The 13971-nt window shown below is 56.5% G+C and carries 10 protein-coding genes; 6 read left to right on the top strand and 4 right to left on the bottom strand.

The genetic code is table 11. From position 1 onward, the window contains the following. Positions 1 to 19: 19 nt before the first annotated feature. Positions 20 to 1261, top strand: a complete 1242-nt coding sequence (locus KZZ06_RS16175; protein WP_219581160.1) for a saccharopine dehydrogenase family protein — start codon at positions 20 to 22, stop codon at positions 1259 to 1261. 50 nt (positions 1262 to 1311) lie between these two features. Here KZZ06_RS16175 and KZZ06_RS16180 read toward each other — a convergent pair whose 3' ends face one another. After that, positions 1312 to 2538 (bottom strand): GAF domain-containing sensor histidine kinase, encoded by a 1227-nt coding sequence (locus KZZ06_RS16180; protein ID WP_219581161.1) that lies wholly within the window; start codon positions 2536 to 2538, stop codon positions 1312 to 1314. A gap of 347 nt (positions 2539 to 2885) precedes the next feature. On the opposite strand from KZZ06_RS16180, the gene KZZ06_RS16185 reads away from it, so the two are divergent. Genes KZZ06_RS16185 through KZZ06_RS16195 form a run of 3 tightly spaced genes read left to right on the top strand, consistent with a single transcriptional unit; the run spans position 2886 to position 8255 of the window. Beyond that, on the top strand, positions 2886 to 3518 hold the full coding sequence (locus tag KZZ06_RS16185) for a hypothetical protein (protein ID WP_308340032.1): 633 nt from the start codon (positions 2886 to 2888) through the stop codon (positions 3516 to 3518). Then, positions 3487 to 4953, top strand: a complete 1467-nt coding sequence (locus tag KZZ06_RS16190; protein ID WP_219581162.1) for a DNA polymerase Y family protein — start codon at positions 3487 to 3489, stop codon at positions 4951 to 4953. The genes KZZ06_RS16185 and KZZ06_RS16190 overlap by 32 nt, the downstream gene beginning before the upstream one ends. Then, entirely contained in the window at positions 4953 to 8255 is a 3303-nt protein-coding gene (locus KZZ06_RS16195) for an error-prone DNA polymerase (RefSeq protein WP_219581163.1), read from the top strand. Before KZZ06_RS16190 ends, KZZ06_RS16195 begins: the two co-directional genes overlap by 1 nt. Positions 8256 to 8319: 64 nt before the next feature. On the opposite strand, the gene KZZ06_RS16200 is transcribed toward KZZ06_RS16195, so the two are convergent. The 3 genes from KZZ06_RS16200 to KZZ06_RS16210 form a co-directional block, all read right to left on the bottom strand. Then, positions 8320 to 9339 (bottom strand): LLM class flavin-dependent oxidoreductase, encoded by a 1020-nt coding sequence (locus KZZ06_RS16200; RefSeq protein WP_219581164.1) that lies wholly within the window; start codon positions 9337 to 9339, stop codon positions 8320 to 8322. A gap of 393 nt (positions 9340 to 9732) precedes the next feature. Beyond that, positions 9733 to 10062 (bottom strand): cytochrome c, encoded by a 330-nt coding sequence (locus KZZ06_RS16205; protein ID WP_219581165.1) that lies wholly within the window; start codon positions 10060 to 10062, stop codon positions 9733 to 9735. Beyond that, a complete protein-coding gene (locus KZZ06_RS16210; RefSeq protein ID WP_219581166.1) occupies positions 10052 to 11164 on the bottom strand; it encodes a sorbosone dehydrogenase family protein in 1113 nt (370 codons plus the stop codon). Before KZZ06_RS16210 ends, KZZ06_RS16205 begins: the two co-directional genes overlap by 11 nt. A gap of 1429 nt (positions 11165 to 12593) precedes the next feature. On the opposite strand from KZZ06_RS16210, the gene KZZ06_RS16215 reads away from it, so the two are divergent. Together KZZ06_RS16215 and KZZ06_RS16220 are read left to right on the top strand one after the other, a co-directional pair. Then, positions 12594 to 12977 carry a hypothetical protein gene (locus tag KZZ06_RS16215; protein ID WP_219581167.1) on the top strand — a complete coding sequence of 128 codons (384 nt, stop codon included), beginning with the start codon at positions 12594 to 12596 and terminating at the stop codon, positions 12975 to 12977. 41 nt (positions 12978 to 13018) lie between these two features. Next, positions 13019 to 13825: a CsgG/HfaB family protein gene (locus KZZ06_RS16220; RefSeq protein WP_308340035.1), complete on the top strand. Its 807-nt coding sequence runs from the start codon at positions 13019 to 13021 to the stop codon at positions 13823 to 13825. The last annotated feature ends 146 nt before the right edge of the window (positions 13826 to 13971 follow it).

Raw genomic sequence — 13971 nt, forward strand, 5'->3', positions numbered from 1 at the left:
AAAGAGGTCTTTTGAATATATGAAACGCAATGTTCTGATCATCGGCGCAGGCGGTGTTGCACAGGTTGTAGCCCATAAATGCGCACAAAATAATGATGTCTTGGGCGACCTGCATATCGCAAGCCGAACCCTGTCAAAATGCCAAGAGATCATTCAAAGCGTCCACGACAAGGCGGCGATGAAACAGGACGGCGTTTTTGATGCGCATCAGGTTGACGGCATGGACAGTGCGGCGGTCGCGGCACTGATCACCAAAACCGGCGCGCAGATTGTGATCAATGTGGGATCCCCCTTTGTGAACATGACAGTGCTTGAGGCCTGCATTCAAACCGGTGCCGCCTATATCGACACCGCCATTCACGAAGACCCGACAAAGATCTGCGAAACCCCGCCATGGTATGGCAACTATGAATGGAAGCGGCGCAATGACTGTGCTGCTGCTGGCGTAACTGCGATCTTGGGGGCCGGTTTTGATCCCGGCATGGTCAATGCCTTTGCCCGCTTTGCCGTGGACGAGTTCATGGACGAAGTGACCTCGATCGACATTGTGGACATCAACGCTGGTAGCCACGGTAAATATTTTTCGACCAACTTTGACCCCGAGATCAATTTCCGCGAATTCACCGGTACCGTTTACAGCTGGCAGCAAGGCGCGTGGCAAGAGAACAAGATGTTCGAGGTTGGCCGCGAATGGGATCTTCCTGTTGTCGGCAAACAAAAGGCCTATATGTCCGGCCACGACGAGGTTCATTCCCTCGCCGCGAACTATCCTGAGGCCGATATCCGGTTCTGGATGGGCTTTGGCGATCATTACATCAACGTCTTTACTGTCCTGCAAAACCTTGGGCTGTTGTCCGAACAGCCGGTCGTGACAGCAGAGGGCCTCGAGGTTGTGCCCCTCAAGCTGGTCAAGGCCGTGCTGCCGGACCCGTCCAGCCTTGCGCCGAATTACACTGGTAAAACCTGCATCGGTGATCTGGTCAAAGGTATCAAAGACGGCAAAGAAGTCGAAGTGTTCGTCTACAACGTGGCTGACCACAAGGACGCCTATAACGAGGTCGGCAGTCAGGGTATTTCATACACGGCGGGCGTGCCTCCGGTGGCCGTTGCGATGCTGATCGCCGATGGCACCTATGACCAAGGCACCATGATGAACGTAGAGGAGCTGGACCCCAAACCGCTCTTTTCCTTGCTTGATAAGATTGGCCTGCCGACACGCGTCAAAGACGCCAAGGGCGACAGGGAATGGGATCGCGCCTAACCACCCCTGCCCCTGCGCGGGCTTTTGAACACCGTTGCCGGTGCGGCGTGCTAATATGGCAGCTGCACCGAAAACACCGTGCTGGCACCGTGGCTGTCGACTGTGATCAGCCCGCCATGGGCCCGCGCAATGGTCGACGCAATATGCAAGCCAAGACCAAGGCCCTCACCCTCTGAACTCCGGCCCCGCTGGAACGGACGAAACAGGTTGTCTCTTAGCTCGGCCGGGATTTCTTGGCCGTGATTGGCGACGCTGATGATGACCTGACCCGCACTACATTCGCCGGCGACTTTGATCGGGGTTCCGGGTGTGCCATGCGACATTGCATTTGACAGCAGGTTCGAAACGGCTTGCGCGATGCGCGATGCGTCACATGTGATCGGGCGGTCAAAGCGCAGGTCCAGCTCGATCTGCCGTTCAGGTGCCACGGCGCGTATTTCGTCAACCACTTCGGTTACGGCGACAGCCAATGGTGCATCTTCGGTCGTACGGATATTGATCCCACCGCCGAGCCGCGATTTCGCGTGCAGCATCAGGTTATCGATCAGCTCGTTCATGCGGTGCAACGGCGCGCGCATCAGGTTCAGCGTTGAACGTGCCTTTTCAGGCATCGGTTCTTTGCCCAAAAGCCGCAGACCTGACGCAAATGCAGCGACCGGGTTGCGCAAATCATGCCCCAATATCGCGACGAATTCCTCTTGGATATGCACCAGCTTGCGCTCGTGTTCCAACTGCACTTCCTGTGCCTCTATCCGTTCCTCGGCTGACAGACTGCGCCCGATCAAATTGGCAAACATCTTGAGCATTGCATGGGCACGCAGTCCGGCCAGATCACGCGGTTCGGTATCGATTGCACATAGCGTCCCGAAAAAGCTGCCGTCATTGCGGTAAATCGGTATGGAAGCGTAGCTGACGATGCCGAATTTCGCCGCGATCGGATCGTCGCAATAGACTTTATCTGTAGCGACATCGTTAAAGATGACTTCGCTGCCTGTGTCCCTGACGGTTTGGCAAAACGTCGATTGAATTTCGATTTCGTCACCTTCGGCGATGCCGAAATTCACCTCGTCCACCGAACGGCACGCGACCCAGCGGTCGTTTGTGACACGCGCAACAGCTGCAAACCGCGCATTCGTCGCCAACATCACCGTCTCTAGGATTATTCGAACAAGATCACTCTGAACCAACCGTTCAATATCAACCTGAAAATCATGTGTGCCGGCTAGATATGCTTGGTGATCTTGGATCACGGACATTTGTGATGGCTGTTCGCTCATTTATGACCCTCGCAAATATAACGGCTGTATGGCCCGTCAACTTAGTTCGCGACGAAAATATGTGGGAAAATACGTGGATGCCAGCGAAATCTTAACACCTTTCTCAGGGCCGCTGGCTGGCCTCGGATCAGGGAAGTGGTCAGATTGGTCCTTGTCTGTTTCCAGAATAAAATCCGCCGTAAAAACTGGCCAAAGCCTAATGGGCATTACAATTTGCGCGCACGCCCTGCCCGATCACAAGTTGCCAACACCCCCACATCTGAATTAGAACATACCATGAACATGTGGAATCATCTGTGTCGTGCAAACCTACAAATATAAGAAAGCTCAGCAACAGGCCCGTTTCGGTGCCTGCACAGACGCAATCGCATACTTTGTCGGAAATTTTCCCGACAGCCGTAACGGATACAGCCGGTTTGGGCTTTCTATTGGCCAAGCTTCCCCCCAGCACCGCGCCTGTTTTCTGGGTCCAAGACCGGCTTTCGCGGCAGGAAACGGGGCACCCCTATCTGCCGGGTTTACCGGATCGGCCCATCATCCGTATCGATGTGAACCGTCCCGTCGATGTCCTGTGGGCGATGGAGGAAGGGTTAAGATGCACGTCCCTCGCTGCGGTAATCGGCGAGGTATGGGGCAATCCAAAAGTACTGGATTTCACCGCCAGCAAGCGGTTGGTGCTGCGGGCGGAACGCTACGGGATACCCTGCTGGCTGGTACGGCGCGCCGCGTCGCCCGATCTGAGTGCTGCGCGAAACAGGTGGCGTGTGACATCGCTGCCATCCTTGCCACATCCCGACGATCCAAAGGCCCCCGGCGACCCGCGCTGGCAGGTCGAACTGTTCCGCGCGCGCCATACGCAGCCCGGCACATGGATAGCGACCCATGACCGAACGGCGGATCGTGTCGATATATCTGCCTCAGTTCGCGATGGACCGATGGCAAAGAGCGATGGAAAGGCACAACACCGCGCCGCCCGATGACTTGGCCATTGTTCTGACCTGCGAGGGGCAGCATGGTCCGGTCATCCACGCGGTCAACCGTCCGGCACGCCTTGCGCGGGTCAACGTCGGGGCGCGCGTCGTCGATGTGAAAGCCGCCTGCCCCGATCTGCGCGTTGAATACGCCGATCTGGCCGGAGACGAGATTGCCCTGAACCGCCTGATGCTCTGGGCGCGGCGCTGGTGCCCCTGGACTGTCGTGGATGGTGCGGACGGATTGATACTGGATACAACAGGGGCCGATCATCTGCTGGGCGGCGAGGCGACGATGTTGATCGAGATGGAACAGCGTCTGTCCCTTTTGGGTCTCACCTCTAGGGTGGCTGTTGCGCCGACATGGGGGGCCGCATGGGCGCTGGCGCGATACGGTCCGGTTAGGGCAATTTGCCCACCCGCGCAATTGGCGGCACAGCTTGCGCCACTGCCAGTTTCCGCGCTGCGTCTGGACGAGGCAACCCTGATCTTGCTGCGCCGTCTTGGCCTCAAGACCATCGGAGCCCTCGCCGATGTGCCGCGCCTGTCCTTGACCCGCCGTTTTGCACGCGAGACCCTGCGCGCGAACCCACTGCTCAGGCTTGATCAGGCCATGGGGCATCTGGCCGAACCCGTCGCAAGCAAGGAAACGCGCCCAAGGATCAAGGCACAGGCCCAACTGGCCGAACCGATCCAAGACCCAACAGCCTATCTGCCTGATCTTTGCGAGGATCTTTGCAACCGGCTGACCCATCACGGGTTGGGCTGTCGCCGCCTATCCCTAAGCGTTTACCGCACCGATGGCGAGGTCAGCACGATCACAGCGGCCATTACAGCCCCCAGTCGCGACCCCGTTCACCTTAGCCGTCTTTTTGATGACAAGCTGGAGCGGATCAAACCAGGCTTCGGGTTCGACCTGATCACGCTCGAGGCAGAAACGGTAGAGCAAATAGCCATTGTTCAGAACCGGTTTGATGGCGGATCGGACGAGGAACTGCACCTTTCGCAACTCATTGATCGTCTGGTGGCCCGCTTAGGTGAACGGTCGGTCAAGCGCCCTGTGCGTTTGGCCAGTCACCTGCCCGAGCGCGCCGAGGGCATGGCCGGCGCGTTGAGCGACGCGCAGGGCATGATCGCCACCTTGACCCGCGAACGCCCTATCCGCCTGCTGTCATCACCAGAAGAGGTGCGCGTTGTCTATGCCGTCCCGGAAGGGCCGCCCGCCCAATTCATCTGGCGGCGACAAACCCATACGGTCGCCCGTTATGTCGGCCCCGAACGCATTGCACCGGAATGGTGGAAGGACCGCCCCGGCACACGGTTGCGCGACTATTTCAAGATTGAGGACCAGCTCGGCAAACGCCTTTGGCTTTACCGGGAAGGGCTGCATGGGGACGGGCGTGGCGGCACCCCCCGCTGGTTCGTGCACGGGATGTTTGCGTAATGCCCGAGATGGACCATCAGCACCCACGGCGCACGCTTGACACAGATGGGTTCACCCCTAATCCACCCGCCGCCTTTGTTGAGCTGGGCGTTACCACCTGTTTTTCGTTCCTGCGCGGTGCATCGGATGCAGTGGATTTATGCGCGACCGCTTGGGCGCAGCGGCATGACGCGCTTGGCGTGGCTGATTTAAACACAATGGCAGGCGTTGTTCGTCTTCATGCCGAAGCGCGAAAATCCTGCCTGCGGCCCATTATAGGCACCCGTCTGAAGCTCGTGACCGGCGAGGAATTTCTAGCCTACCCACGGGATCGCGACGCCTACGGGCGGCTTTGCGAATTGTTATCGCGTGGCAAGATGCGCGACGAAAGCGGCGATTGGCAAGCAAAGGGCGTATGCGACATCAGCCTTAAGGATTTGGCAGCACAAGCGGACGGCATCCAATTGATCATTCTGCCGGATGAAGACCTTGGCCGGTTTGCCGCCCGACTACGCCACCTAACCCAAACCTTGCCCACGCTGCGCCATGTTGCTGCAAGCCATCTTTATCGCGGCGACGATCGGGCCCGTATCAATCGGTTGGATCATCTGGCAAAAGAACATGGCCTGTCGATCCTGGCCACGAATGACGTGCATTATCATACCCCCGACCGCCGCCCCTTGCAGGACGTGATGACCTGCATCCTGAACAAAACAACCATTACCAAGGCGGGTTTTCTCTTGGCGGCCAACGCGGAACGGCATCTAAAATCGCCCGCGCAGATGGTCGAACTTTTTGCCGAATGGCCCCATGCGATCCGCGCCACCCGCAAGGTTGCCGATGCCTGCACATTCGACTTGCGCCAACTGTCCTATGAATATCCGCAAGAAACGATCCCGGCGGGCCGCACACCGCAGGAATATCTGTCTGAACTGACGTGGAAAGGTGCCGCCGAACGCTATCCGGATGGCACCCCCGATAAGGTGCGCGCAAGCCTGCAAAAGGAACTGACCCTGATCGGCAAGCTCGACATCGCGCAATATTTCCTAACGATATACGACATCATCCAATTTGCACGGCACGAGGTCAGCCCGCCAATTCTGTGTCAGGGACGTGGCTCTGCCGCCAATTCTGCCGTGTGCTATGTACTGGGTATCACTGCGGTCGACCCGGACAAGAACGACCTGCTGTTCGAACGCTTCATCAGCGAGGAACGGATTGAACCACCCGATATCGACGTCGATTTCGAACACGAGCGGCGCGAGGAGGTGATCCAGCATATCTACAACAAATACGGGCGCGACCGGGCCGGTCTCTGCGCCACTGTCATCCATTATCGCCCTCGTATGGCCCTGCGCGAAGTGGGCAAGGTGATGGGTCTGTCAGAGGACATCACCTCGGCCTTGGCCAAGACGATCTGGGGCAGTTGGGGCCGAGAGGTTGGTGTAAAAGAGGCGACAGAGGCCGGGCTTGACCTGCGCGATCCGCTGATTGCGCGCACGATCAAGCTGGCTGATATGATGATCGGCATGCCACGGCATTTAGGGCAGCATGTCGGTGGTTTTATCCTGACAGAAACCCCACTGACCCGCACCGTGCCCATCGGCAACGGTGCCATGAAGGACCGCAGTTTTATTGAGTGGGACAAAGATGACATCGACGAGCTGCGCATTCTCAAGGTCGATGTTCTGGCGTTGGGGATGCTCACCTGTATCCGCAAAGCGTTCGACCTGATCGCAGCGCACCACGGCAAGCGGTTTGATTTGGCCACGGTCCCAAAGGAGGACCCCAAAGTCTACGATATGCTGTGCAAGGGCGACAGCGTCGGCACATTCCAAGTCGAAAGCCGGGCGCAAATGAACATGCTACCCCGCCTGAAACCGCGCCAATTTTACGATCTGGTCGTTCAGGTCGCCATTGTGCGACCGGGGCCAATTCAGGGCAACATGGTGCATCCTTTCTTGCGACGGCGCAGCGGCAAGGAAGCGGTGGAATACCCATCCCCCGGCCCCGAACACGATCCGGACGAGCTGCAAAATATTCTGGGCCGAACGCTAGGCGTTCCGATCTTTCAGGAACAGGCTATGAAGATTGCGATGGTAGCTGCCGAGTTTTCCCCCAAGGAAGCAAATGAGCTACGCAAGGCGATGGCAACTTTCCGGTCCCGTGGCACGATTGGCGAGCTGGAGGATAAAATGGTCGGGCGCATGATCGGCCGCGGCTATGATCCCGAATTTGCAAATAGGTGCTTCAACCAGATCAAGGGGTTCGGGGATTATGGCTTTCCCGAAAGCCATGCAGCAAGCTTTGCCCTGCTGGTCTATATATCGAGCTGGATCAAGTGCCACTATCCGGATGTGTTCTGCGCCGCTCTGCTGAACGCGCAACCAATGGGGTTCTATGCCCCAGCCCAACTCGTACGTGACGCGCGCGAACACAGTGTCGAGGTCCGGGCACCCGATGTGAATTTCAGCGACTGGGACACCACGCTCGAACCCGTGGGGCCTGCAAAATTTGCCGTACGTCTGGGCCTGCGGCAGATCGATGGCATGTCGCAAGCCATGGCGGAACGTTTGATGAAAACACGCTGGATGCCATTTCGCACCCTTAAAGAGGTCAAGACCCTCGCGCGGCTGGATGCGGGCACGATCCGCAAACTCGCCGCCGCAGATACGTTCCGGTCGATGGACCTTGATCGCAGGCAGGCGCTTTGGGATGCACGCGCCTTGCGCGACGCGCCTGACCTTCCCCTGTTTCGCGACACTCAAGACGAAGGGGCCGAGATGGCGTTCGCATTGCCCCAGATGCCCACCTGCGAACATGTCGTTGCAGATTACCAGACGATGCGATTATCCCTCAAAACCCATCCGATGGCATTTTTCCGGCGCAGCATGGCACGACAAGGATATGTTTCCGCCTCTGATCTGCCACGGATGCGCAACGGACAGCATGTCTCGCTCGCCGGTATCGTGCTGATCCGCCAGCGCCCCGGCAGTGCCAAGGGGGTATGTTTCATCACACTGGAGGATGAAACCGGCGTCGCCAACCTTGTTGTCTGGCCCAAGGTGATGGATTTGTTTCGCAAAGTCATCATGCAATCCCGGCTGATCAACATATCCGGAATGCTACAACGCAGCGATGAGGTAATCCATGTCGTAGCCCACCAACTGACGGATCGCAGCGATGCGCTTGATCGGCTTTCAAACGACGTTCTCGACGTTCCGCTTGCGCGTGCCGACGAGGTGCGCAAGCCGCTTCCAAGCGGCACGCACACGCACCCCCGAAACGCGCGGATCATCCCAAAGTCGCGGGATTTCCACTGACGCCTCAGCCCTGCCGTTGGCACGAAAGTAAACTCCGCCAAGGTCGGGGTACGACCGCCTGATCTTAGCGCCAGCCCAAAGCCGGCGCGACTTGGGTCAGGATGCTTTCGATGATGTGAGCGTTGTAATCGACACCCAGCGTGTTCGGGACCGTCAAAAGCAGTGTATCGGCCTCGGCAATCGCCTCATCCTGGCGCAGTTGCTCGATCAGTTTGTCAGGTGCGTCGGCATAGCCGCGGCCAAACACCGCGCGGGTCTGGTCGATAATCCCGAACTGATCGCCTTCCGTGCCGCCACGCCCGAAATACATCCGGTCGCGGTCATCCATCAGCGGAAAGATCGACCGGCTGACCGAGACGCGCGGGGTGCGCGCATGGCCCGCCGCATCCCATGCCGCCCGATAGGTGCGGATCTGTTTCGCCTGCTGAACGTGAAATGGCTCGCCAGTTTCGTCAAACTTCAGGGTCGAGCTTTGCAAATTCATCCCCATTCCGGCCGCCCATTCCGCTGTGGCGTCGGACGCTGCACCCCACCAGATGCGATCCCGCAACCCTTCGGAATGCGGTTCCAACCGCAAAAGGCCCGGCGGGTTCGGAAACATCGGCTGTGGGTTCGGTTGGGCAAAGCCCTTGCCCTCCAGCATTTGCAAGAACACCGTCGCGTGCCGACGCGCCATGTCAGCCTGGGTCTCACCCTCGGCTGGCGCATAGCCGAAATGCTGCCAGCCATCGATCACCTGTTCGGGCGACCCGCGGCTGATGCCAAGTTGCAAGCGCCCACCGGCGATAAGATCGGCAGAGCCTGCATCCTCGACCATATAGAGCGGATTTTCGTAGCGCATGTCGATGACGCCAGTGCCGATCTCGATCTTCGAGGTCCGCGCGCCGATGGCCGCCAACAATGGGAAAGGCGAGGCAAGTTGCCGTGCATAATGGTGTACCCGGAAATAGGCACCATCAAGGCCCAACTCTTCTGCCGCAACAGCAAGCTCAATCGATTGTAGCAGCACATCGGCGGCCGACCGCACCTGAGAATTAGCCCCGGCGCTCCAATGGCCGAAACTGAGGAACCCTATATTTTTCATTGCAGACCTCGTTGATCAGGCCAGCAGTAGCAGACCCAGTTGAACCCAAGCTATGCGCCGCATCAGGCCACCACAATAGCGCCCCCCTGCGCGCTGCCGCGCAGAGCCTGTGCACAAACCCGTTCCGCCAACGACATATATACGAATACTGCAAGGGCGGATGATGGTCGAAACGAGAGCCGATCAGCCTTGGGAAGGGTTGAAACTGGCTGGCCGTCTCGGATCCACGCCCGTTGTGTTCTTGTATGGCCTCTCGGGCCGAAAAGCCGAAAATCCGAATGACGGGCCTCACCGCAGCGTCAGGTTGTAGTTGCGAACGGCGACTCTGGGCCGTGAACCATCGTTGCCAACTTCTGATCAATGCAAAACGATGGCCCGGCCCACGAACATATCTCAGTCCAATTCCGGTGCCGTTACCTCGATCTTAATTTTGGCGAACCATGCCGAGAGATCGGCAATGTCCTCGTCCGTCAATCCGGACGCGATGATCGTCATCTGATGATGTTCCCGCTTGCCGTCCCGGAACGCCTTGAGCTGCGCCGCGACATAAGACGCATTTTCACCTGCGAGGTTTGGCGCGTTGGGCACTTTCGCGATCCCCAACTCACCGTGGCACAGGCTGCATTGCTGCGCTTTGTCCCGCCCTGCTTTGGCATCCTGCGCCAAAGCCAGAGCGGTAGAGGCGAGCACCAGCCCGCCTGCAAGGAACAACTTAGCGATCATAGCTGATCCGGTAGACGACATTCGCAAAATCGTCGGAGACCAGCAATGATCCGTCTGCCATTTCCGCGATGTCCGTCACACGGCCCACAGCGCTTTCGCCTTGTAACCAGCCGTCGGCAAAGACTTCTTTGCCCACTGCGTTCCCCGCGTCATCGAACTTGATCCGCATGATCTGATAGCCGACAGGTGACGTGCGGTTCCACGACCCGTGCTGGGCGACAAAGGCGTCGTTCTGGTACTCGGACGGGAACATGGAGCCGTTGTAGAATTCAATCCCAAGATTGGCAGAATGCGCCTGAAATTCAATCACGGCAGGAGTGACGGCCATGCTGGGCTCTTTCTCTTCATAGCCCGTGATCTTGGTCTCCTTGCCGCCAAAATACGGAAAGCCGAAATGCGCGCCCTCGGTCGTCACGCGGTTCAGCTCATCCGGGGGCGTGTCATCGCCCATGCCGTCCGCGCCATTGTCAGTGAACCACAACTCGCCTGTAACGGGATGCCAGTCAAAGCCAACGGAATTGCGCACGCCGTCCGCGACAACCTCAACGTCTGAGCCATCGGCGTTCATGCGAATGATCTTGCCGGTGTTGTCGGCCAAATCGCAGATGTTGCAAGGCGCGCCGAGGGAGACATAGAGCTTCCGGTCCGGCCCGAATTTGATGTAGCGCCAGCCGTGCAGGAATCCGGAATCTATATTCTCATGGACGCTCACCAGAGGATCAAGCGGTAAAGCGGTGTCAAATTCTGCTGGAATTGGCCACATTGCAATGCGGTCCTGCATACCAACAAAAAGCATCCCATCCTGCATCGCAACGCCATTGGGTACATTCAAGTCGGTGACACGTTCGCTGACTTCATCGGCCACACCGTCGCGGTTGGAATCCACCATCGAATAGATGTTGCCGTGCCGCGAGCCGACGTAGACAACACCGTTCGGCTTGCCCACCACAATGGACCGGGCTTTGGGCATTTCAGCGAAAACTTCGATCTTGAAGCCGTCAGGCAGATTAATCTTGTCAAGAACCCCTGAAAAGTCTGTTTCGGCCAAAGCCGGAATTCCAGCAGCGGCCAAAGCAATCGCGGCGCATGCAGTCTTTCTCATATTATCCTCCCAGATATCTCGCCCTTGGTAGGGGCAGGAAGGAAAGGCTATCGGAATTGAGGCTTTTTTCAACTTATTCGTGCGTCAAGCTACAACCCTGAGCCATTGACGATGCTAATTGGCCTTAGATTTTTGTTACTCCAAAGCATAAATAATAGTGGCTGAAGCGACAAATGCAGATCGTTGCGGCTTCAGCAAAGGCGTCATTGGTGAACAGTAGTTGACCAAACATAGCATGCCAGCGTCTTCGCCAATCAATAGCGTGCTGTCGTTCAGCGTGACAACGCTGTCGGGGTTTGCAGACAGGTCCGCATCGCAACGGCCTTTGGTCGACAACATCCAGGTCCAATCGGGTGATTGTTATAACCGCCCCCGATTGTAGCAGAATAGGTAACGCCGTAGGCTTCAGCATTAAATGCAGTGTGACCACCATTGGCGGAGCCGATCTTTATGGCCCGAGCTTTTATTCACAGTAAAAGAAATCACATAAACACAGATGTGGTTGCCGTGAAAGGTCACAACTCCGACTTCTGCGTTTTTGTGTGAAACGTTCGTTGCCGATACTTCAAGACTTACACTCTGTCATTACCAAAAGACGAAAGTGTTGCATCGACCGATTGAAGCCAGACCTCAGGACCGCGATATTGCTGCGCGATGAGCGAATTGCGGCTTTGGGAAAGCTGCACTGCAGAGGTCGAGTCCAACACCAGCGTCCGCTAATGGGCCGGAACCGTCAGTCTGGGCGAGGTCGAATATCACTTTTCCATTTAGCTAGCCCGCTGCTAAAGTATTTTAGTAAACTAGGGGTCGGTCTTCTTGTAACCTCTTGTAAAACAACGCGCCGACAAAAGTGGAAATCTCTTCCTTCGCGTCCGCCATTGCGCCTTAGATTAATAATTATAGATAACTATATTTGTGCGTATTACATTTATGCCGCCCCTAATTTGCCCCTCATTCGAAATGTTTGCCATGGACCGCATGGTTAGATGTATCGAGTTTCCTAAACGCCTGCTTTTTTCCGTATCCACAAAAGGCCTGACACACGGCTGCATCTGATCAAATGTTCCAAGGCACTCTGAAAAAAATTGTATTACAATGGGCATTCACACACGGATTTTACAGTCCATGATTGCCGTCATTTAACTTTGGCTAGACAACCCCACCGCAGTCCAACGAAAGTGGCAAAAAGGAGGACCTATAGCGGCATAAAACTGGGGTTTGGCCAGTCGGGTTCAGTAGGGAATTTTACCCCAGACATCGTGCTGGGCCCGCTCAACCGGGTGTACTGAGCTATTAACGCTCAATTTTCTTGCTAATGTCATCTGACCTGTGCATATTTTAACTTTAAGAGTAAATTTTCGGTCCACTCCATTGTTCTCGTTGAATTGTGGCTTTTTTCGGACATCACTTTATTGGGTTGGAGTAATTGATGTTAAAATATCTAATGTGTTTCACGTTGTTTGCTGGCACCGCATCAGCAAATGGGTTGAGCGAGTCTGGATCATGGCAATTTAGGACGCCGTCGGAGCGCCAAATTCTGCTGAGCGGCGAGCAAACGCGTCTAAATTTCAAAATTTATGAGCGTTCTCTGACAGCAGCGGGTGCTGCCGCGGGAGGCCAAACCGGGAACTTGCTTTCGATTACGATTAACGGGAATGGCGACAACACCATTGACACTGGACAAGACAACAACGGCAATCAAACGATTCAAGAAGCGAGTGGGGAAGCCAACGCTACAATCACTGATGACACTTCGGCCGCAGTTGATGACGCAGCCAGCCGTCTCTCCAGTATCGGGAGTACGGAAAATTGAGTCCTATTAAATACACGGTCGGGGTCTTGGTCTCCGCTTTGGTGTCCGGATGCGAAGGCCTGCCGCCACAACTGGTTCAACCCGAAGCTCCATATAATGGCGCAATACCAGTTACGATTGACACGCCCGCTGATCAAGCGCTCGAGTGTCTCGCGGGGTCTTCTGCAGTAAAGCGGAGCCGTACAGTTTTTGCCGTTCATTCAATCAGCGATTTGACCCAGAAATTTTCGGTAGACGAGGACGGACCCTACGTCCCACGCGACACGGCTGGTATGCTGGTGACGGCGCTATCCAAAGCCGGTGTGAAACAGGTTAACCGGGTAAACACCGTCGTTACCGAGTTCGAAATCGCCCGGGCACGTGAACAAATACTCGGCGACGGCCAAGACGCGGTGGTCGAGGGGGAACGGCTTCCTTATCGCCCGCTCGAACGAGGCGCATTGCTTGGGTCCGATCTGGTGATCGACGGTGCGGTAACACAACTTGATTTCAATACATATTCAGGGGGCACCGAAGCATCTTTGTTTGGCATTGGCGGCGGCAACCGTAAGTTCGCCCTGACCGTTGGTGCGGACATTCGGGTCACCGACACGAGATCAACAGAGTTGGTTATGGCCGAGGCATACTCAAAGCAAGCTGTGGGTGTCGAAGTGTACGGTTCGATTTTCCGGTTTTTCGACAGTGAGCTTTTTGATGTAAAAATTGGATCGAAGAGCCAAGAAGGTCTTCATTCAGGCATTAGATGGATGCTCGCCGAGGCTGCATACAATATTGTGTCAACCACCCTGAAGCATGATGGAAGCTGTGATCGTTTGCTGCCCAAGAACTACGTAGAGGTTGCGGGATGAGGCTCACACGGTGTTTCGCGCTTTCATACGGGTTGCTGGCGGGCTTTTCAGGCATCGCCACAGCACAAGAAGCCGGGAGTGCGGCTGCCGGGAACGACGTTTACGACCCTAAAGTTTTTCTTGAATCGATGGTGAGTTATCGGTCT

The organism is Sulfitobacter sp. CW3, from assembly GCF_019392245.1.
Lineage (GTDB): Bacteria > Pseudomonadota > Alphaproteobacteria > Rhodobacterales > Rhodobacteraceae > Sulfitobacter.